Annotated in this window: 17 protein-coding genes and 1 other RNA gene; 9 read left to right on the forward strand and 9 right to left on the reverse strand. The window is 38.4% G+C overall.

Annotated features, from left to right (window positions below):
- From ORI89_RS18835 to ORI89_RS18845, 3 genes are all read left to right on the forward strand, one after another.
- On the forward strand, positions 1 to 1,258 hold a 1,258-nt coding region (locus tag ORI89_RS18835), incomplete at its 5' end, for an MBG domain-containing protein (RefSeq protein WP_268232073.1).
- 32 nt (positions 1,259 to 1,290) lie between these two features.
- Complete coding sequence (locus ORI89_RS18840) at positions 1,291 to 2,211, forward strand: PorP/SprF family type IX secretion system membrane protein (RefSeq protein WP_268232074.1); 921 nt, start codon at positions 1,291 to 1,293, stop codon at positions 2,209 to 2,211.
- Positions 2,212 to 2,355: 144 nt separating this feature from the next.
- Positions 2,356 to 2,721: a GNAT family N-acetyltransferase gene (locus ORI89_RS18845; protein WP_326494333.1), complete on the forward strand. Its 366-nt coding sequence runs from the start codon at positions 2,356 to 2,358 to the stop codon at positions 2,719 to 2,721.
- A 152-nt stretch (positions 2,722 to 2,873) separates the two neighbouring features.
- Here ORI89_RS18845 and ORI89_RS18850 read toward each other — a convergent pair whose 3' ends face one another.
- The 5 genes from ORI89_RS18850 to ORI89_RS18870 all read right to left on the reverse strand — a co-directional run bounded on the left by ORI89_RS18850 (position 2,874) and on the right by ORI89_RS18870 (position 7,936).
- Entirely contained in the window at positions 2,874 to 3,902 is a 1,029-nt protein-coding gene (locus ORI89_RS18850) for an alpha/beta hydrolase (protein ID WP_268232091.1), read from the reverse strand.
- Between the two features lie 314 nt (positions 3,903 to 4,216).
- Positions 4,217 to 5,164 carry an ABC transporter permease gene (locus ORI89_RS18855; RefSeq protein WP_268232076.1) on the reverse strand — a complete coding sequence of 316 codons (948 nt, stop codon included), beginning with the start codon at positions 5,162 to 5,164 and terminating at the stop codon, positions 4,217 to 4,219.
- A gap of 19 nt (positions 5,165 to 5,183) precedes the next feature.
- Positions 5,184 to 6,194 (reverse strand): ABC transporter ATP-binding protein, encoded by a 1,011-nt coding sequence (locus ORI89_RS18860; RefSeq protein ID WP_268232077.1) that lies wholly within the window; start codon positions 6,192 to 6,194, stop codon positions 5,184 to 5,186.
- Positions 6,195 to 6,284: 90 nt separating this feature from the next.
- Positions 6,285 to 7,139, reverse strand: a complete 855-nt coding sequence (locus ORI89_RS18865) for a COG1470 family protein (RefSeq protein WP_268232078.1) — start codon at positions 7,137 to 7,139, stop codon at positions 6,285 to 6,287.
- 419 nt (positions 7,140 to 7,558) lie between these two features.
- On the reverse strand, positions 7,559 to 7,936 hold the full coding sequence (locus ORI89_RS18870) for a hypothetical protein (protein ID WP_268232079.1): 378 nt from the start codon (positions 7,934 to 7,936) through the stop codon (positions 7,559 to 7,561).
- 88 nt (positions 7,937 to 8,024) lie between these two features.
- Between ORI89_RS18870 and ORI89_RS18875 the strand changes: the two genes are divergently transcribed.
- From ORI89_RS18875 to ORI89_RS18890, 4 genes are all read left to right on the forward strand, one after another.
- Entirely contained in the window at positions 8,025 to 8,213 is a 189-nt protein-coding gene (locus tag ORI89_RS18875) for a hypothetical protein (RefSeq protein ID WP_268232080.1), read from the forward strand.
- 404 nt (positions 8,214 to 8,617) lie between these two features.
- Positions 8,618 to 11,827, forward strand: a complete 3,210-nt coding sequence (locus tag ORI89_RS18880) for a SusC/RagA family TonB-linked outer membrane protein (protein ID WP_268232082.1) — start codon at positions 8,618 to 8,620, stop codon at positions 11,825 to 11,827.
- A gap of 11 nt (positions 11,828 to 11,838) precedes the next feature.
- Complete coding sequence (locus ORI89_RS18885; protein WP_268232083.1) at positions 11,839 to 13,623, forward strand: RagB/SusD family nutrient uptake outer membrane protein; 1,785 nt, start codon at positions 11,839 to 11,841, stop codon at positions 13,621 to 13,623.
- 101 nt (positions 13,624 to 13,724) lie between these two features.
- The gene (locus tag ORI89_RS18890) at positions 13,725 to 16,106 is read left to right on the forward strand and encodes an outer membrane protein assembly factor BamB family protein (protein ID WP_268232084.1); all 2,382 of its coding nucleotides are present in this window, start codon (positions 13,725 to 13,727) and stop codon (positions 16,104 to 16,106) included.
- Positions 16,107 to 16,183: 77 nt separating this feature from the next.
- Here the strand turns inward: ORI89_RS18890 and ORI89_RS18895 are convergent, their stop codons facing one another.
- Together ORI89_RS18895 and ORI89_RS18900 are read right to left on the reverse strand one after the other, a co-directional pair.
- The gene (locus ORI89_RS18895) at positions 16,184 to 17,188 is read right to left on the reverse strand and encodes a metallophosphoesterase family protein (RefSeq protein ID WP_268232085.1); all 1,005 of its coding nucleotides are present in this window, start codon (positions 17,186 to 17,188) and stop codon (positions 16,184 to 16,186) included.
- A gap of 22 nt (positions 17,189 to 17,210) precedes the next feature.
- Positions 17,211 to 18,287 carry a zinc-binding dehydrogenase gene (locus ORI89_RS18900; protein WP_268232086.1) on the reverse strand — a complete coding sequence of 359 codons (1,077 nt, stop codon included), beginning with the start codon at positions 18,285 to 18,287 and terminating at the stop codon, positions 17,211 to 17,213.
- Positions 18,288 to 18,622: 335 nt separating this feature from the next.
- Here ORI89_RS18900 and ORI89_RS18905 point away from each other — a divergent pair, with 335 nt between their 5' ends.
- A complete protein-coding gene (locus tag ORI89_RS18905) occupies positions 18,623 to 19,513 on the forward strand; it encodes a PepSY-like domain-containing protein (RefSeq protein WP_268232088.1) in 891 nt (296 codons plus the stop codon).
- Between the two features lie 53 nt (positions 19,514 to 19,566).
- Here ORI89_RS18905 and ssrA read toward each other — a convergent pair.
- Both ssrA and ORI89_RS18915 read right to left on the reverse strand, forming a co-directional pair.
- Positions 19,567 to 19,934, reverse strand: a transfer-messenger RNA (tmRNA) gene (gene ssrA, locus ORI89_RS18910).
- Between the two features lie 79 nt (positions 19,935 to 20,013).
- Positions 20,014 to 20,571 carry a hypothetical protein gene (locus tag ORI89_RS18915; RefSeq protein ID WP_268232089.1) on the reverse strand — a complete coding sequence of 186 codons (558 nt, stop codon included), beginning with the start codon at positions 20,569 to 20,571 and terminating at the stop codon, positions 20,014 to 20,016.
- 16 nt (positions 20,572 to 20,587) lie between these two features.
- Between ORI89_RS18915 and ORI89_RS18920 the strand changes: the two genes are divergently transcribed.
- Entirely contained in the window at positions 20,588 to 20,845 is a 258-nt protein-coding gene (locus ORI89_RS18920; RefSeq protein WP_268232090.1) for a hypothetical protein, read from the forward strand.
- Positions 20,846 to 20,941 lie beyond the last annotated feature (96 nt).

Raw genomic sequence — 20,941 nt, forward strand, 5'->3', positions numbered from 1 at the left:
TGTTATTGATGGTGGCAACAATTATGAAGGTGGTTCGCAGACTGCTAAGCTGACGATTACGAAAGCAGCATTGCCATTGTTCACCTTTACCGATGCAAGTTTCGTTTACGACGGCACGTCAAGATCTTTGAAAGCTAGCGGTCTACCTGCAGGTGCTACAGTGAGCTACGATAATAACAAGCAGACGGAAGCCGGAGAATATGTCGTTACGGCTAATATCGTTGGTGGTAGGAACTATGAAAATGGTTTGCAGACTGCTAAGCTGACGATTACTAAAGCGGTATTGCCAGCCTTTACTTTTGCTGATGCAAGCTTTGGTTATGATGGCACGGCAAAATCGCTGAAAGCTACCGGTCTACCTGTTGGTGCTACAGTAAGCGGCTATACGAATAACAAGCAGACGGAAGCCGGTGAATATGTCGTTACGGCTAATATCGATGGAGGTAATAACTATGTTGGAGAAAGGAAATCTGCTAAGCTGACGATTATGAAAGCGGTATTGCCTGCCTTTATTTTTGCAGATGCTAGTTTCGTTTACGATGGTACAGTGAAGTCATTAATAATTACAAACCTTCCTGCTGGATTAACAGCTACCTATAGCAACAACGATCATATCGATGCTGGCGAATATATAGTTACGGCTAAGGTCGATGGTGGTAAGAATTATACAGGTACTGTTACTAAAACAGCGAAGCTGAGGATTTCGCGATTGCAGCAGGTGCTTAATTTTGCCCCAATTTCTGTTCAATATCGTGATGCGGGCACGGTGCAGCTTGATATTACAAGTAATAGCGATTTACCTATTCAAGTGTTTAGTGACAATCTGTTAGTAGCAGAAGTGCAGGGAGCAAGTGAACTCTTGATTAAAGGGGTGGGGCGTTCGGTAATTCGTGTAGAGCAGGCCGGCGGTCCTAATCATATTGCTGCGCAAGCTGTAGAGCAGCTTTTAGAGGTTGTAAATGATCGTGGAGCTAGGCTTCCGGTAAGGGTTCACCCGGCTGTATCGCCTAATGGCGACGGTATCAATGAGTTTCTACCTATAGAAGGTATCGAGCAGTATCCAGAAAACAAGTTTGTTGTTTTTGATGCGAATGGGGCTGTTATCCAGCGCTTTGAAGGTTATGACAACGCTTCTACTATTTTCGATGGTACGAAAGCTGGCAGACCAGTGCCGAACGGTACTTATTTCTATGTGCTGGAGGTGAAGATAGCTGGTAAGTGGGAGTACGATAAAGGATATTTTGTGGTACGTAAATAATAGAATACAAAGAATTTTATAGCGTAGAAGTGATGACTAAAAAGAATAAAAAAATATATAGCGTACTTATAGCTGTTTGGTGCTTGAACATACTTTGCAGCGCGGTACGTGCACAACAATATATTGACCCTGCATTGTCAGGTTCATTTTCAAAGACTTTAAACCCGAGTTTTAATGCCCTTCTTTCGCAGGGCGAAGGGGATGCTTCGTTACTGTACCGCCACCAATGGGTAGGTATGGAAGGCGCACCTAAAAGCATATGGTTTAACGCGAATATGGCTTTGGGTAACCAGGGTGTAGTTGTGGGTGTTAACGCCAAGCAGTTTAAAATCGGTGTGGAGCGCAGCACGGAGGCCTCTGCCAACTTCACAAAAACGCTGCGCATTTCGGAGTCGGAATACCTGGGTCTAGGTGTAAACCTGGGCTACACCCAGCAGCGGGGCGATTATAGCAGTTTAGACCCTTCGGATCCTGCTTTTGGTGATATGCAGTATGGCACTTTGCTTTACGGTCTTTCGGCTTCGTTGGTGCGTCCTGATCGTTATTATGTTGGTTTTGCTATGCCACGGGCTATCTTCGGCTCGAACGATTCGGACTATGTGCGTCAGTTTGGCCGTGACAATACGTTTTATGTCTCGGGTGCTGCTATCTTTGACTTAGATGAGAATATTTATCTTCGCCCAAGTTTATTGAGTAGCTACCGTGAGGTGACGGGCTTACAGTTTGATGCATCGGCTATGATTTTCTTTACCTCTAAATTTGGTATCGGTGGCGGGTACCGGCAACGTGGCGACCTGATGGGGCATGCGGAGTTTAATTTAAAGAATATCCGTTTTGCGTATAGCTATCAGCAGAACTTGAAGAACAGCAACCTGAACCGTTTCATCAGCAACAGCACGCACGAGCTAGGGCTGTCTATATATTGGGGCAGACTATGGGGGAGACGCTTGTAGTTCCGCCATTAGTATTAGGAGAGAATAGGGGGGCATATAGAGCCCCCTTTTTTGCGTTAAAAATCTTGCTTTCTCTGGTTTTATTTTTGGTAAGGAAGAAATGGAAGCTAGTGTTACGTATTGTAAAATGTGGCAGGAATTTTGGTGCTAAATTTGTTTAATATTAAAAACAAGTTTAATTTCAAGGCAGGTAGTACAAAAGAATATATTATGGAAAGAACAGAAGTAGTATTGAATGAAACAAACAGAGGGGAGATCTTTTTGTTTTCAGATGATAAAAAAGCAGGTAAGATGGATATCTCCGTAAAAGGTAGTACGTTGAAAGTGTACCATACAGAGGTGGATGAGGTGTATAACGGTAGAGGTTTTGCTCGTATCTTGCTGGATAAATTGGTGGCTTATGCACGAGAAAATAGCCTAAAGATAATTCCCCTGTGTCCCTACGTCCATGGACAATTTAAGCGTAGACCCGAGGAATATGCAGATGTGTGGTTGAAAAATGACGAATAAATAGGAGGTTATAACGTATTTACATTAAAAAAGGTTTTCAAACGGGGAGAATGAAAACCTTTTAAACTAACCAATTATAAACCTAAATTATGATAGTACAAATATACGTGTAATTCGTACACTATGCAACTATTTTAACGTTTTTTAAGAAACTACTCTTCCATTTTGTTTTGGGTAGTAGGAAATAAAGCATTCTTTAATGCAAGGCCCGCTAGTGCTGTAGCAAAGTTAATAGATTTGATATGCGCTAAAGGGTTTAATAAACCATAATCATGAATTAAACCGTTAAAAGTCTGAATAATTGTTGGCACACTGGCTTCGTCAAGTTTTCGAGCGTAGCATAATCCTTCATCGAAAAGTATGTCATTTTCTGCAAGTTGCACCAGCGCTGGCGGAAGGCCACGAAGTTTTTCTAAAGAAGCATTTAAAGGCGTAGCATAGTACTCTTTCCTTCGAGCTACATCGGGGAGATAATTGTCCCACATCCACTTCATTAAGGAAGCAGTTAAAAAACGGCCTTCACTATATTTCTGCCAGGATTCTCGACTGAAATCAGCGTCTGTTACGGGCCATAGTAGTAACTGAAACTTAATACGAGGGCCTCCTTTATCTTTAGCCATTAAGCAGGTAGCTGTAGCCATATTTCCGCCTACACTATTACCGGCAATGGCTAAGTTTGTACCGTCTATACCAATTTCTGAACCATGGGATGCAACCCAAGTAGTGACAGCATATATCTCGTTAATAGCAACAGGATATTGCGCTTCGGGAGATGGGCTATAGTTGACAAAGACAGCGGCAGCGCCACTGTGAACGACCAAATCACGAACAAGCCTACGGTGAGTAGGGTAGTCGCCTAACACCCAGCCTCCTCCATGTAGATAAATGAAAGCAGGGAGATTAGAGTTTTGACTGTTCTTTGGTTTTACAATATGTATATGTACTTTAAGACCATTCTGCGTAATTACTTTCTCTTCTTCGGTAATGCCAGAATAATTAACTTCTACAGATTTTTGACTGTCAATAAGAACTTGTCGGGCTTCGGATGGGGGAAGTGTTTCCAATGGCTTGCTCGAACTGCTATTGAGTTGATGAAGAAAATTTCTGATTTCTGCTAAAATTTGAGGGTCTTTCTCTGCTGGTATAATATGTGACATAATTAAAAGTGTTAAAACGTTCAGATAAAAGGCTCTTTAAAGCCAGGATTTGTTGTATTTCTTGAAACCCTTTACAACAGCAGAATGTTTTGATTAATTTATAAATGATGATTGAACAGAAACTGATAGAAACGAAAAAAGGTTTTCAAACGGGGAGAATGAAAACCTTTTAAACTAACCAATTATAAACCTAAATTATGATAGTGCAAATATACGTGTAATTCGTACACTATGCAACTGTTTTAACATTTTTTAAGAAGTGTAATAACTATACTAGCCTGCCTCATGAGAGCAAGCTAGTTAAAATTTAGGTGGGTTAGTGGAAATATGTGTAGAAGCTATTGCCTAATCTCACGTCGCATAAAAACATAATAAGAAATTGCAAAACACACCATAGTTGCAGCAAGTAGACTACTAACTTGAGGCCAAACAATAAGTATGCTGTTGCGTAGTGAAAGTGGCGCCGGAATTGCTCCTACCATTTGCTCCATGGTGATAGGACCTAAACTGCGGACAGAAGGGCTAAGCAATACGGTTGTAGCATCTGTGTAGAGCTGGCCGGGAGAAAGACGTAGGATGTTAAGAATAAGTTCGTTGTACCTTACTAGTGATTCTTCTGCCAAAAAATTAGGATGGGGGAGCACAGAACGAATAACTAGATTAACTACTATTGGAAAAAAGACAGTGAAAAATAACCATATACCAATTGCTGTAAGAGCAGAGGTGGCGGGTTGTTTGAAACAGATGGATAGCAGGACAGCAAGAGCTAACCAAAACCCCACATATATTATACTGATAATAACAAAGCCCAAGATGCGGAATAGTTCCTGAATTTCGATCCGAACGCCAGTGAGTAATAGACCTCCGCCCAGCATAAGAAGAACAAGGGATGTGAAAAGTGTTGCAACAATAATTAATGGGCCAGAGAATTTTGCAAATAATAAATTGTCACGGTATATAGGTTGTGCAATAAGACGGGTGAGGGTTCCTCCATTTTGTTCAGAATTTATGCTGTCAAATCCGAGTGCTATTGCTAGTAAAGGAGCAAGAAAGTTTAAAAAGATGTGAAAAGGTGGTATGCTATTGTCGGTAGTTGTCAATAACTTTAGGTAGAGAAAAGTCTGATCGGGGTCTTGCATATTTCCGACTGCGCTTTTTAAATTGCTTGCAGAAACATATAGAGAGGCGGTAAAAGTTAAGACAATTAAAACTATTAAGATAATAAATCGCCAACTTCTGATATGATCGGATACTTCTTTATTTATTAAGACGTGGATAGCGTTCATTTTTTTTGGTTTTAAAAACTTAGTTTGATCTTTCGTTTATTCGTTTTTTTGAGATTTTGTTTTTTGAGTCATTTAATGAATGAGACGGTGTGTTTTCAAAGTATTTTTCATAAATATCATCAAGGTTGTAGGTCTTTTGATTGACCGAACCTATTGCAGCTCCCTCTTCGACTAGTTTGCGCACAATTTGAGGTGTTATGTTTTCGGTAGTGGAGATTTCGATATCTAGCTCATGTATGTTCACTCGAGCTACAGAAGGAAGAGCCTCGATTGTGTTTTTAAGTTGCTGAGGAGTTGGGTGTGCTTCTTGCAACTGTATAGAAGTAGTGTAGCCATTGTTGCCAAGTAGTTCACTCGTAAGTTCTTGAATACTTCCCTCTACGAGAAGTCTTCCGCCTACAAATATTCCTATACGGTCGCAAATGCGCTGTACTTGATGTAAATGATGAGAAGAAAGAAGGACTGTAAGACCTTCTTCTCTACTTAACTGTTTGAGCAAATTAAGAAACTCATTGACGCCGCTGGGATCTATACCTAAAGTGGGCTCGTCGAGGATGAGAATTTCTGGTTTTTTTATCAGGACTTCAGCTAAGCCTAGGCGCTGCTTCATGCCCCGAGAAAAGGTTCCTGTTTTCTTATGGGAAGCATGAGTTAACCCTACGCGTTTAAGTACTTCTAAAGCTCTGTTTGCTGCTTCATTATAAGAAATATCGTTTAAGCGAGCTATGAAGATCAGGTTCTCGATCGCGGTCATGTGGTTATAAAAACCAACGTTGTCTGGTAGATAACCAACTTTTCGCTTTACCCGAATAGGATTTCTAGTAGAGTTTTCAGAACATACAATAGCCGTGCCGTGGCTAGGTTCAGTAAGGCCTAGCATCATTAATATACTGGTGGTTTTACCAGCCCCATTTGGGCCAAGTAAACCAAAAATTTCTCCTTTATTGATCGTCAGGTTTAAATTGTCTACAGCTTTTAATGAACCGTAGTTTTTTGACAATTCTTTTAACTCAATGATCGGGTAGTTCATATCAAAATTGTTTTACTAAATCAAAAAAATAAATCGTTTTACTATTAATATGGTAGATAATAGTAGCCCCCGTTTAGGGATAGATATGAGCTATCGACGGCCGTATTTTCGAATTAAAAAATAGATTAAGCCTACCGCAAGCAGAATAATACCAATACCGATCCATCCGGATAATATGGAGGTTTTGACGATGATACGAAATGAAGCCTCACTTTGTTTGTTGTCATTCTTAACAGTAAACTTGGCAACGTAATCGCCAGCGATTGTTTTATCAGGAACCGATAATTTGGTTTTGATATCAATAGTTTTACCAGGTTCTAATTGTTCAATAGTAGATGGCTCAAAATTTGCTTCCCATCGGCTGGGCAGTTGAGAGGAAAAGTCAAGCTTATTTAAAGGGAGTGTGCCGGTGTTTTTTACAACTAAGGTAATTTCTTTGCTCGAGCCCGACAAAACCTCATCGCTTAACCGACCGGTCGGTGTGCTTAAAGAAAGATCGTATGAACCTTTAACAACAGCCTCGAGATGAAGAGGAAAATGAAGCTCTCCAGATTTTGCTACGATAGGAATTTTATATTTTTTGGGGTCAGCTGTTAAGGAGGCATTGATTTCGATATGAACATCTTTGCTGCTGCCAGCTTCTAATTGAACAGAAGTTACCTGACTGCCATCAACACGATAGCTGATTAACCAACCTGGTGGAAGTTCTGCTTGAAAATCATAGGTGGTCGTTTTACCAGTGGTGTTGCGCAAAGTAGCGTTGTAGCGAAATGGTTCGTTAGACGCCGCTTCAATGTTCATGAGATGTGCTTGAAATGCAGAGGACGTACTCTCATTTTCGGTTTGAGAGAACGCAGGCACATTCAATAAAAAACTGGCACATAATAAGCCAATAAATAATGATTTGTTTCTTTTTGTGTTTTTTGGTTTATGTATCGTTAACATAATCTAAATACTAAAGTTGAATTTATGTGAATAAAAAAGATTTAGCTTTTAAAAGATGTCTACAATAAGTAGTTATATATAAACGGTGGGGTTATCCAGCCGTTTAATCAATGCAATAATAAAAAGTTGATTTGATTTTATCAAATAATAATAACGTTTTTTAAAATTACAAATCAACAAACCCTTTGAAATTTAAAATAGCTAAGCGATGTTTTGTGAAAAAGGATAGGTGAAGTGGATATTTTATCACTAAATGAAGGAGGAGGAAATAAAAAAAGGTTTTCAAACGGGGAGAATGAAAACCTTTTAAACTAACCAATTATAAACCTAAATTATGATAGTACAAATATACGTGTAATTCGTACACTATGCAACTGTTTTAACGTTTTTTAAGATATGAAACGGAAAATTAGACGAAGTTATTTGTTGATCATAGTTATTTGATCCCGTAAATAACTGATTGCTTGTTCTTGGTAAAATATTGTCTTTTGTAATATTTCTATTAATTTTTCTCTATCAAAATCTTTATTTATTTCAGAATAGCTTTCTTCACAAACTCTTTTTAATGGTCCACTTAAGTTCTCTGATAGGTTTTCTAAAATCATTGGTTCATTTTCTTTTAAAAACCACATTGGATTTAAGTCATGATATTTATCTATGATCATTCGTAATTTATCAACACCTAAGCTGTTGCCACTATCTAAAAATCCTACAGATAACCCCGTAGTTAAATAAAATTTATTTTTACTGATACCCTTTTGATTAAGGTATTTGATGATCTTTTTTTTATCATTCATGATATTTATCATAAAAGTATTTTTTATATAGATAATTATCTATATACTTGTACTGCAAAGGGTACAGTTTGATTATTAAAGTAAAAATATGAAAAAACAAGCGAAGTACAATGCAGTCGTAGTTGATAAGCTAATTGAAAAGTATGGATTTAAAAGGAATTATATTTTAAAATGCATTAGGGGTGAGCGTATAGGTGCTATAGCGACGAAAATAAAGGATGATTATCATTTGTTAGATAGGGCTACTCGAATGGTAATAAAGAATAAAATGGAATAAAATGTTTTATTTAAAGTCTAAAATTATGGATAAGTATAATAATTGAAAAACACTTATAAATCAACCTAGTATTTAAAACCTAATTCCTGTTATCGACAATTTTAAAATATTATGGTACCTCTTTGTTTACTGAATTTAGTTGGTTTTTAAGAAAGGTTAATAATTTCTTAATCCTCACTTTAATTTATGCTAAACTTTTATCCTTTATTTTGCATAAAAGTAATGGAAAAGGTTAGCATAAGTAAACATTTGTTGGTGGCGATATTTGACATAAACACAATGTAAACCTTAAAATAAAGAAACGCCTATGAGTTAAGTGAAGTAAACAAAAAAAGGAGATGCGGTAACATCTCCCTGAAAAAATCAATCAAGCTTTAAATTAATTAATTTTTATTGTTTCAAATATGAGAAATAAAGACCTCGTTTCAAAATTGGGGAAGGCTAAATATTGCCCGATTTTTCGAGTTAGTAAATTAAGTTCAGTACTGTCTTTTGCGCTATTACTTAGCTCGGGAGCTGTGTTTGCTGAACCACATAATAACCTGAATTATACTATACAAAATCAAACGGAAGTTCAAGTAAAAGGTACTGTTACATCTAACGCTAGGCCGGTGGAAGGGGCTTCCATTTCTATTAAAGGAAATGCAAATGCACTGACAAAAACAGATGCAGCAGGGAAGTTTGATATACGTGTTGCGCAAGGGACTATACTCGTCATTACTTCGATTGATTATGAATCGGTAGAAGTGGTTGCAAAAGAACAGTTGCAGGTGCAATTGGTGGAGAAGGTTTCTGTGTTGGATGAAATGGTAGTGGTGGGGTATGGTATGCAAAAGAAAGTGAATTTGACAGGCGCTGTGGACCAAATTAGTGCCAAACAATTAGAAAACCGACCCGTAACAAGTTTAGGATCTGCGTTGCAAGGGTTGATGCCTAACTTAAATATTACTAACCCGAGCGGTAACCCTTCTGCGAGTGCACAGTTTAATATACGGGGGACAACTTCTATAAATGGAGGCGGACCGTTGATTTTAGTGGATAACGTACCTCATACAGAGGCGGAGGTGGCTCGTTTGAATCCGAATGATTTCGAAACTGTTACAATATTGAAAGATGGTTCGTCTGCAGCAATATATGGAGCACGTGCTGCCTTCGGTGTAGTATTGATTACGACAAAAAATCCGACTACGGATAAAGTACAGGTCAATTTTGGCTATAATGCTTCTTTTCGTACAGTTGGGAAAATGCCAGAAGTAGTAACAGACCCGCTAACGGTGATGGAGTATAAAAGATTGGCAGCTACACCATTGTATGATTTGTTTCCAGAAGCTGTACGCGAATATGCACGAGAAATACAAAATGACCCAAGCTTGCCAAGGGTGATCATAGACCCGACTAATAAGTTGAATTATATGTATTACGGTTCGACAGATTGGATGAAAGAAGCCTATAATAAGTCGGCACCGACACATACATTTAATCTTAGCTTAGGAAGAAGAGCCGAAAATATTTCTTATTTATTTTCAGGTGAATACCTGAAACAGGATGGAATGATGAAATATGGTAAAGATCAATTGGAGCGTTATAACGCGCGAGGTAAGGTGGATATGAAAGTGACTGACTGGTTGAATTTTGGAAACAACACTTTACTGACAGTGCGCGATTTTGATTCGCCTGTATTTATGGATGGCGATTTCTTCTGGAACGTAAATAGAACAAGTTCATTGGATGTGCCTAAAAACCCAGATGGAAGCTGGACATCGGCAGGAGCAGGTTTGTTAGGGAGAATGCAGGATGGTGGAAGAACAACACGAAAAGTAAATGAATTTCAAACTTCTTTTAATGCAAAAGCATCGATTATAAAGAATGTATGGGACGTGAATGCAGATGTGACTTTCCGCCGTTCAGGTTGGAATATCAGCTCGTTTGATATGCCGATTCCGTATAAAACTGGACCGGAAACAGAAATAAAATACGCTGGACCTTCGACGTCATATGCAACGAAACAGTATGAAAATAGTAAATATGATGTGTTCAACTTATATACTAATTTCAGAAAAAGTTATGGAGAACATAATGTCAATGCATTGTTGGGGTATAACCAAGAGTATAGTAAATATGAGAAAACAGTAGCTACTCGAAATGATCTGTTATCGACTGAATTGCCTACTTTACAGTTGGCCTCTGGTACGACTACAGCAACACATGGACTGGATGATTGGGCTGTACAAGGTGTTTTCTACCGTATTGGTTATGACTATAAAGGTAAGTATTTGTTGGAGTCTAACGGTCGTTACGATGGCTCGTCGAAATTTCCTGATGGCGATCGTTGGGGCTTTTTCCCTTCGGCGTCAGCAGGGTGGGTGCTATCGGAAGAAAGTTTCTTTGAACCCCTAAAGCAGACCGTAAACCACTTTAAATTTAGAGCGTCTTATGGTTCGTTAGGTAATCAAAACGTGAGTAATTACTCATTTGTACCAACGATGGGATCAGGAAAAGTTGGCTGGGTGCTTGGGAATGAAAGACCATTAGGGCTTAATCCTCCGGGAGCAATTACAAATAGTTTTACGTGGGAGAAAGTGTCGACAGTAAACTACGGTTTAGATATAAGTATGCTGAATAATCGTTTGGATATTACAGCCGATATGTATACACGGAAAACCAAAGATATGTTGGTTAAGGGAAGAACATTGCCTGGTGTGTTCGGAACAGCATCGCCTAAGATGAATGCGGGAGATTTGAAAACTGAAGGATGGGAATTGCGTATAGGCTGGAAAGATAATTTTGACTTGGCTGGTTCGCCTTTTAATTACAATGCTGCTTTTGTGCTATCAAATTATAAAGCAACGATTACGAAGTATGATAATCCGACAAATTCTTTAGGCGATTATTATGTTGGACAACGCCTGGGGACGCTTTGGGGATATACATATGATGGGGTCTTTGAAAGTCAAGAACAATTGGATGCTTTGAGCATGGTGGATATTGGAAATGGAAACGTCGGAAATAACTCTTACATAGGTGATGTTAAGTATAAAGACTTAACTGGAGATGGACGTATAAATGCTGGGAAAAATACATTGGATGATCATGGTGATTTAAAAAAAGTGGGTAATTCTCATTCGCAATATCCTTTTAGTTTTGATTTTGGTGGTGAGTGGAAAGGTATTAGTGCACGCGTGTTTTTGCAGGGCGTTGGCAAAAGAGATTGGTATCCGGGAGGAGGAGCTATTTACTTCTGGGGTATTTATGCACAGCCATGGACAAACGTGACAAAGCATAACTTGGACCATTGGACACCAGAGAATCCGAACGGCTACTTCCCGGCAGTAAGGGCGTATGCAGCAGAGGTAAGCGGACGTTCTTTGGCAGCGACGAATGATCATTATATGCAGGATGCTAGCTATTTAAGAGTGAAGAATATCACATTGGGGTATAGCTTACCAAAGCAATGGATCCAAAAATCAGGTTTAGGTAAAGTGCATTTTTACTTTAGTGGCGAGAATTTATTTGAGAAAACAAATTTAAAAGTGCCTTTGGATCCTGAAGGATTGAATGGAAATATTTATCCTTTTCAGCGAACATATTCATTTGGTATGAATGTAACATTCTAAGAAATAACAAGATGAAAAAACATATATATTTATGGAGTGCATTAGCTGCATTATCCTTAAACTCTTGTCAAAAAGACTTTTTAAACAGATTGCCAGAAACATCGGTTACAGCGGAAAACTCGTTTCAATCGGCTAAGGATTTAGAAATATATACCAATGCAATGTATGGTATGATAGGCCCGAGTTATTCGGACGGGTTTACAGATAATGTGGCAGGTATGGCCGGAGCATCAACAACAGATAATATGGTGCGCGGAAATTTGACAGTAGCAAATGCAAGTGGCTGGAGTAATTGGGGAGACCTAAGACGCATTAATATTATGCTGGATAATGTGCACAAAACAAAAGGGGCAGCAGCAGATATTAATCACTTTGTCGGTATTGCCCGGTTGTACAGAGCAAACTGGTATTATGGTATGGTGAAGACTTATGGTGATGTGCCATGGTACGGTAAGGAAATTAAGAATACGGATGAAGAGTTTCTAATGAAAGCACAGGATCCACGAACATTGGTGGTAGATTCTATTATGGCCGACTTAGAATTTGCCGTAGAGCATATCAAGCCGGATGGAACTAATACACGCCTAACGAAGTGGAGTGCTTTGCATCTGATGTCACGTATCGCTCTGCAAGAAGCGAGTTATAGAAAGTATCATGAATATTTAGGGTTGCAAGGTACGGCTAATGCGTTTTATGAAAAAGCTGCAAATGCAGCAAAGCAAGTGATAGACGATGGGCAATTTGCTATTCATAATACAGGTAAGCTCGGAGAAGATTATAGAGATCTATTTTCTAATCCGGACCTTTCGAATAACGTGGAAATGATATTCTTTAAGAAGAGTAGTTTAGGTGAAGGCGTTGCAAATAATTCGCACACCGTATTTGATTATGAGTGGGCGATGAGCAAAAGCCTGATGGAAGAATATTTGATGAAGGATGGTAGCCGTTTTACGCAGCAGATTGATTATGAGACAAAGACGATAACAGAATTGTTTAAAGATCGTGACCCAAGGTTGGCAGAACTAATAATGGAACCTGGCTTTAAAACAAACCCGGATTTAGATATTCCTCATGTATTGAAACCGAGTTATGGAGGGTATCTGCAGGTGAAGTTTTACGCAAGAGACCCAGAGCTAAGAAAAGGGTGGAACTTGAACTATACGGATTTACCAATTATGCGCTATGCAGAAACTTTGTTGAATTATGCGGAGGCAAAGGCAGAGCTTGGAACTTTGACACAGGCTGATTTGGACTTGACAGTGTCTGTGCTTAGAAAAAGAGTGGGAATGCCAGCAATGAGTTTAACGGCCACGAATGGATATGTTGACCCTGTTTTGGAAAAACGCTATCCAAACGTGACCAGCAATAAAGGAGTAATCTTGGAGCTAAGAAGAGAACGTCGTGTAGAATTGGCTGCTGAAGGCTTTAGGTTTGATGATTTGAACAGGTGGGGGGTAGGAGAATTGTTTACAGAGGTGCCAAAAGGAATGTATGTAAAAGAATTGGGGCTTATAGATGTAACAGGAGATGGTAAACCCGATATTGCTATTTTAGAGAAGGAAAGTGATGACAACCCTTGGGCGGTGTTGCCAAAAGCAGAGCGTGATAAGATAACACCACATTACTTGAGCGATGATGTGATTTATTTGTCGGAAGGAACAAAAGGGCATGTGATGTTTACCAGAGATAAGAAGCAGCCTAGAAAGTGGGAGGCACCAATGTATTATTACCGACCGATCCCGATACAGCAGATTGTATTGAACCCGAGCTTAAAGCAACCGTTCGGATGGAAATAATGTTGTAATTTTTTTGAAATGTTTAATTTTAATTCCCTGATTTTTTTGTTAAATCAGGGAATTTGTTCATTTTGCTGTTTAATAGTTGTGTATTTTTTTTAATGAGACTAAACCTTAAAGATAGTATGAGATATGTGATGGCCTTAGGTCTGTTTTTTGTTTTTTCCAGTTCTTTTGCGCAGGTAAAAGGCAGGGTTTATATAGACGAGAATAAAAATTCAAAATTTGATGTAGGTGAGAAGTCATTTGCCAATGTTGTGGTGTCAGATGGTTATCAAGTTGTGCGCACGAATGTGGATGGAGAGTTCTTGTTGGATAGCGAGGTAGAAAGTCGCTTTGTTTTTGTTAAGGTCCCAGCGGGCTTCAAAACAGATAAAAAGCATTATATTAAGATTGAGGAAGCGCAGCAGTCTTATGATTTTGCACTACATAAAGATGTGGCGCAGCAGGAGGATAATCTGGATTTTATCCAGATTACTGATACCGAAACTGGGCTTTATGGTACTTGGGTAGATAATATTAAAAAATATGCTAAGAATCAGCGTATTCCGCTGATTATGCACACAGGAGATATATGTTACGAAGACGGTATGAAATTTCATGCCAAACAATTAAACTCAGCGTTATTAGGTACAACAATTAATTATGCCGTGGGAAACCATGATCTAGTGAAAGGAAAGTATGGTGAGGAATTGTTTGAACAGTTGTTTGGACCGACATATTATTCTTTTGAAAATGGTCCTGTACATTTTGTTGTGACGCCGATGTGGGGAGGAGATTATGCGCCGAGTTATACGAAAGATCAGGTGATTAGGTGGTTGAAAAAGGATCTAGCAGCTAAAGATCCTAACAAGGCTTTGGTAATGATAAATCATGATTTTTCTATTGGACATGATTTTGTGCTTAAAGGAAAAGAGGAAGAAGTGGATTTAAAAGCCTATAATTTGAAGGCTTGGCTATATGGACACTGGCACAATAACTATAGTTTTGTGGATGAAGTAAATGGTGTACGTGTGATTTCTACAAATGCACCGGATAAAGGAGGGATTGATCATTCGGTGGGGCAGTTTTTGCATATACATATGGATAAGAACGGCGTGCAGGGTGTACGGCCTGTTTATAGTAATTTAAACGGATATGTGGAAGTGTCTGATCCGATAGTACGCGGAGCGAATGTACAGATCGATGCAAATATTTATGATAGTGAACGTTTGATTAATAAAGTGTATTTAACTGCTTATGATAAAAAGGGAAATAAAGTAGTAGGAAGAGATTTTTCGGGAAATGGAACATGGACCTGGACAAATGAACTGCCATTGGCGAAGGCGAAAATGATTGATGAATTGTTGGTGGAGGTAACTTTTAATGATGGGGCTTCAATTTTCCGTAAAAGTAGGTTTGACCTGAAAGGTACTTCTGCGTTGAAGACTTTATGGTCAACTAATGTAGGAGGAGGAATATGGAAGGTAAGTCCTTTGGTAAAGGATAATAGCTTGTATACGGCGACTTTTGATGATACAGGTTCTGGGAAAGCTAGGGTAGTGGCGTTGGATTTAAAAGACGGTTCGGAATTATGGTCGTTTTCTGTGAAAAACTCGATTAAGCATAGCTTGTTTGCACACCAGAATTTAGTGTTGGCAACCGATGTTGAAGGGACAGTTTATGCACTTGAGGCAAAGACAGGTAAGTTGAAATGGAGTAAGAAGTTGCGTGAGATTGGATTGCCGAATTATGTAACTGGTTCGACTCTGAAAGATGGAGTATATTATGCAGGAGCAGGAAACTTTCTGACCGCCTTGAATGCAGATAATGGAGAGGTGATTTGGAGAAATATAGATTGGAACGGAGGAGAAGCTATGCCCGGTGAGATGTTAGCAACAGAAGATCAGGTAATAACAGGAGCAAATTGGAATGCTTTATTCGTACATGATAGAGGCTCGGGCAAATTGGTGTGGCGAAAAAATGAAGATGGCTTACGGTTTAGAAGTGGCGGCGTAACAGTAGAAGGAAATAAAATGTATGCTACCGGTTTGAATACTTTATTTGTGCTGGATAAGGAGAATGGCAATGTGTTGCATAAGAAGGAGCATGATCTTGATTTTAAGGTGATGGGTGCACCACTTATAACAGATAGGGATTTTATTACAGGAACATCGCTAGATGGTGTATGTGCCTTTGATAAAGAAAATTTAGAAGAAAAATGGAGGTTTAACACACGGAATGCATTGATTTTTACTTCTTCATATTCGAATCCGAATGTTGGAAATAAGGTACGTACAGTTGAAAGTGCTATTGTACCTTATAAAGATGATTTGATCTTTGGAGCATCAGATGGGTATCTGTATAGATTGAGTGAAGCAGGTAAGATGAAAACGGAGAAGAAAATCGGAGCGCCGGTGTTGGCAGATCCAGTTATTGTTGGTGATTTATTGTTTTTGGCTGACTTTTCAGGAACAGTACACGCTATACAATTGGACAAATAAATACCTTCATATCTAATATACAAACGGGGTGAAACTTTAGTCTCACCCCGTTTGTATATTAGATGTTTTGTAAATAGTTAATAGAATAGTTCGCGATCATCAATTTTAGCAGTTACGGGGTAGACATCTGTTAAGCCTACCGGTGCCTCCTGCTCTGTGCCTGCAAAGACAGAAGTCTTGCCTTTTATTTTTATTTTATTTTTTCCGTCTATTTCAACCATTGCCCATATAGGGTCTTTGTAGACAATAGTATGGCGAAGGATTGGATACTGCTTATAAAAATCGTCTGAAAAAGCATTGCTTTTATAATCACCCTCTACCCAATAGTAGGATGAACTGTTTATTTGTACATAATGTATGTTGTTAATATGGTTGTGGTAATTTGAATGGTGATGACCACTGAGGACAAGGATGACCTTGCTATAGCCGGCCTCTTTATTGATTTGCTCAAAGAGGTAGCGTAGCTGCATGCCGTTTTCTAGCCCATTGTCAGTATTGTCAAATGCCTGATGACAAAAGATGACTGTACGTAGTTTGGTTTTTTGTAAATCTTCTTTCAACCATGTTAGCTGTTTTTCGTCGATATGTCTCGGATAGCCTTGTAGAGTAGAACCGGTAGGTTTTTCATTGCCATTGAGTATGATAAAATGCATGTTGTTTTTATCAAATGAATAATAAGCTGCAGGGCTATTCCAAAACTGTAGTGCTTCTGTGGTTGTGAATCCGCCGTCCGTATCGTGATTGCCAAGGACATGATGTTTATCCCCTTTAAATTGATTCCATATTTCCATAAGCTTCAAGTTTTCGGGCTTTGGCACACAGAAATCGCCAAGCTGTATAATGAAATCAGGCTGCTGCCGGTTCATTTCATTTATAAATTGGCTTGCCCGTTCATCGGCATCGTGCATGAGGTCGTAATGTAGGTCGCTGATAACACCAAAGCGTATAGCTTGCTTTTTAAGGTTTGTTGTGTTTTTTGCTTTTGCAGTTTGTGTAAATAGTAAACCGCCAAGACCGAGACTACCAAGTTTGAGAAACTCTTTTCTTGAAAAATAAACGTTTTCTTTTTTTGATTTATTCATGGAATGGGTTTTATGGATAGTTTTATGTGTTTATTATAATTCCTGTGCGTACTGGTTTATGTTGGATAGCATAATCAAAAGCTTCTTTTGTTTCTTCGAATTGGAATTCTTTTTCGATTAGTTTCTCGAAGGGATATTTTGTCCAATTGTCGATGATAAAATCGGTCGCATGATTGAAGTCTTCATAGTTGTAGTTGTGTAACCCTTTAATTTGAAGTAGCTTGCGAATTACTTGTTCGGCATTTATTTCAATAGGCCTTTGTTTAAAAACTGCGCCTATCAATACGGCTATGCCATTGGTAATAAGGTGGTCGATTCCATCTTCCATAGCAGAAGGAGCCCCGCTCATATCAATGAACCTGTCGATTTTTTGTTGGGATAGGATAGTGGTATTGTTATCCAGAGGATTGATCGTTAGGTCTGCGCCAAACTCTTTGGCTAATTCCAGACGGAGTGGGGTTGTATCGGAAACGATAACTTTGGATACGCCCAGTTCTTTGGCCATGGCTACTGCAACTAAACCGAGCATGCCCATGCCAGATATGTATATGACTTTATTTTGAAGCGGCATTGCTAGACGCAATGAACCTGCTGCGGTAGCAATAGCACAATTAATAGTAGCTGCAATAGGTAAAGGAAGTTCTTTAGGAAGGATGCGGATACCAGTATGCGCTTTTAAGACGATGTGGGTTGCAAGTCCTCCATGAAAGCTTTCTGTTTCTGTGATTTTTCTATGCCCATACTTGAAAAGATCCGTGTTTTTCTGAGGTGTTTCACTTTGATATTCTGCTGTATGTGGATCGCTTGCGAAGACTGTCCAAGTAATAGTATCGCCAATAGTGATGGGCTTTCCTGATAAATCTTTCGGAGAGTCGGATGAGCCAAATGCGAGGACGGTACCGACAATTTCATGTCCTAGGATTGTAGGATTTTCTTCTTTACGTAAACCACAGTAGGTGTGAAGGTCACTTCCGCAAAGGCTGCAATAATTAATTTGAATTAAAATTTCCGAATCATTTATGTTCGGGAGTGTTTTGCTTTGTTTTGTAAGACCCGGTGTTTGGGAGTCGAAAACAAAATAACTTCCTAAGTTTTTCATGGTTTAAACTGAATTCTGAATTTAATGTTATGCAATACTAAACAAAGTTTATATATACTAATTGTTTTTTGTGTTAAATTATTGTTACTTTTTAAAACTATTACACTGTTTGTTTTGATGTATTTTAATATTTGAATAATAGTTGTTTAGGATTCTTTGTTGCTGCTTATTGGCGAGTACGTTTTTTAAAAGAAACTACTGTTAATACTCGATTATTGTGGTTTTTGTTGATTTTGGTGTGATTTTTGAATATTAAATAGATATGGGATGGTATAGGTGTTTAATTATCTATTCTGTATTCATGATGTGAGTTTTTTATTTTTTTATTTTTTAATATGAAGTATAAGTACAAGTTTTGGATTCAGTTTGTTGTTGTTTTATTTTTAGCTTCTGTTTTAGTAAGTTGTAGTGATGATGAAGTGGAGAGGCCAGAGAAAGAGGTGATTGCAGATACAGAATTACCCGCCGCATCTAAAATGACAATTAACACCTACTTTGATGGCGCAACGATAAAGGAGGCAAGAAAAGTGTCAGTGCCTAATATCTATAATTCTATTTTTTCAGTAAGCTTAAGTTCAAAATTTGAAATTGACTTTGATAGGAATGGTATTTGGACAGAAATTGAAAGTGAAGATAATAGATCAATACCTGCTAAGTTTCTGGAAATAGAGGTGCCTGGTATATATACCTATATTCAAGATAATTATGTCGATTTTTACGTGGTAGAGATTGAACGAGAAAAGTATGGCTTTACGGTAGAATTAAATAACGGTATTGACTTAGTTTTTGATAAAGAAGAACAGTTTATCGGAATAGATATAGATGATGATAAGGATGAGATCCGTATCCCCTTCGAAGAACTTCCAGAAATAACACGTGTTTTTTTGACAAATCACTTTTCGAATACAGAAGCCGTTACGATCAAAAAGGATAGGGACGATCGTGATGTTTCCTATAAAGTTTATTTAAGTACAGGAGTGAAAATTGAGTTTGATGCTAAAGGAAATTGGGAAGAGATCGAAAGTAAACGTTACACAGCCATACCTTTGAGCTTTTTACCTTCTAGGATATCAGGATATATTCGCCAGCATTTTACAGATTATATCCTTACTGAAGTAGAAAGAGAAGATGATGGTGGGTATTCTTTAGAGTTGTACAATAAAAAGTTGGATAGTACTATTGAAGTTGAGTTTGATCAACACGGCAATTTTATAGAATTAGATTAAACGCTTTTGAACTATTGCTAATAAAAAAAGACATCTTGTTTAGATGTCTTTTTTTGTGGAGTCGGAGGGATTCGAACCCTCGTCCAAACATAGTATGATTTACGCTTTCTACATGCTTAGCATCTCTTTAATTGTCGAGAGAGGGAAGGTGAGACGCTTACCTATACCGTTCTCCGTATTTGCTGTTTCTCACTAATGTTTAGCAAAATCACATCAGCCAGTTCTATTGTTCGATGCCCCGTATGCTAAGCCAAAGAACAGGACCTAGCGGGACAAATAGCTATGTTAAGTCTAACTTAAGCAGCTAAGGCGTAGTTTTCTTCGCCAATTAAAAGTTTGAAAGTTTAGATTAAAGTGCAATTCTTACAACGCACTGCATGCTTACATAACCATCGCTATCCTGTCAATTCCGGTCGACCCCAAGGTTATGTTCGACTACAAAGTTAATAAAAAAAACGATTATGTGATAAAATTGCTCAAACAAACCCGTATATTTATTGTTAAGTGATAACACATAAACGGGAAAGTATGGCTAATGAAATTAAAGCTAGTGTAGAATCTACATCTGAAAAAAAAGAGACCGATAAAAAAGAAACTGTAAAAGAAGCTACCAAGTCTTCGGCTGCTAAACCGGCAGTAGCTAGTAAAGCATCATCTGCAGCTACTAAGTCTTCGGCAGCTAAACCAGCAGTAGCTAGTAAAGCATCTTCTACAGCTACTAAGTCTTCGACTGCTAAACCAGCGACAGCTAGTAAAGCATCTTCTACAGCTACTAAGTCTTCGGCGACTAAACCTGCAGCAGCTAGTAAAGCATCGTCTACAGCTACTAAGGCTTCGGCGGCTAAACCTGCAGCAGCTAGTAAAGCATCTTCTGCAGCTACTAAGGCTTCGGCTGCTAAACCAGCAGCAGCTAGTAAAGCATCTTCTGCAACTACTAAGGCTTCGGCGGCTAAGCCAGCAACAGCTAGTAAAGCATCTTCTGCAACTACTAAGACTTCAGAAGCTAAACCTGCAAAAGAGAATAAAAAAGATAATGATAAGACGAATAAAAATGTCAATAAAGAAATAGATAAAGTGGAGAAAGAGGCATCTTATAAAGAAGACTTGAGAAAAAGAGCGAAGGAAGGAACTAACTTTGAAATTAAAGATAAGGGTATAAAGAAAGCGGCCAAAAAGGAAGACTCTAAGAAAGAAAATAATAAGAAGACAGTAAAGAAAGAAGAAAAAACAGTCGATAAGAAAGAAGCTAAAAAGGTCGAAAAGATAGGCGATAAAGGGGAAGATAAGAAGCAGATTAAGAAGGATGAGAAAAAGTGTCATGGAAAGATATAAATTCTGAGCTGTGTTATGTTCATGCTGATATTAAATGAGAAAAGTTTATGAAGAAGTTTAAGGTGTTTTTTTTCATTTTTTTTGTGCTCATATTTC

It is taken from the genome of Sphingobacterium sp. UT-1RO-CII-1, assembly GCF_026711005.1.
Lineage (GTDB): Bacteria > Bacteroidota > Bacteroidia > Sphingobacteriales > Sphingobacteriaceae > Sphingobacterium.

Bases quoted from the DNA above. Each gene is read 5' to 3' on its own strand.
- ORI89_RS18875 (WP_268232080.1), top strand. From the start codon at position 8,025: ATGAAAAAACAAGCGAAGTACAATGCAGTCGTAGTTGATAAGCTAATT.
- ORI89_RS18840 (WP_268232074.1), top strand. From the start codon at position 1,291: ATGACTAAAAAGAATAAAAAAATATATAGCGTACTTATAGCTGTTTGG.
- ORI89_RS18855 (WP_268232076.1), bottom strand. From the start codon at position 5,164: ATGAACGCTATCCACGTCTTAATAAATAAAGAAGTATCCGATCATATC.
- ORI89_RS18890 (WP_268232084.1), top strand. From the start codon at position 13,725: ATGAGACTAAACCTTAAAGATAGTATGAGATATGTGATGGCCTTAGGT.
- ORI89_RS18900 (WP_268232086.1), bottom strand. From the start codon at position 18,287: ATGAAAAACTTAGGAAGTTATTTTGTTTTCGACTCCCAAACACCGGGT.
- ORI89_RS18860 (WP_268232077.1), bottom strand. From the start codon at position 6,194: ATGAACTACCCGATCATTGAGTTAAAAGAATTGTCAAAAAACTACGGT.
- ORI89_RS18905 (WP_268232088.1), top strand. From the start codon at position 18,623: ATGAAGTATAAGTACAAGTTTTGGATTCAGTTTGTTGTTGTTTTATTT.
- ORI89_RS18865 (WP_268232078.1), bottom strand. From the start codon at position 7,139: ATGTTAACGATACATAAACCAAAAAACACAAAAAGAAACAAATCATTA.
- ORI89_RS18870 (WP_268232079.1), bottom strand. From the start codon at position 7,936: ATGAATGATAAAAAAAAGATCATCAAATACCTTAATCAAAAGGGTATC.
- ORI89_RS18895 (WP_268232085.1), bottom strand. From the start codon at position 17,188: ATGAATAAATCAAAAAAAGAAAACGTTTATTTTTCAAGAAAAGAGTTT.
- ORI89_RS18880 (WP_268232082.1), top strand. From the start codon at position 8,618: ATGAGAAATAAAGACCTCGTTTCAAAATTGGGGAAGGCTAAATATTGC.
- ORI89_RS18885 (WP_268232083.1), top strand. From the start codon at position 11,839: ATGAAAAAACATATATATTTATGGAGTGCATTAGCTGCATTATCCTTA.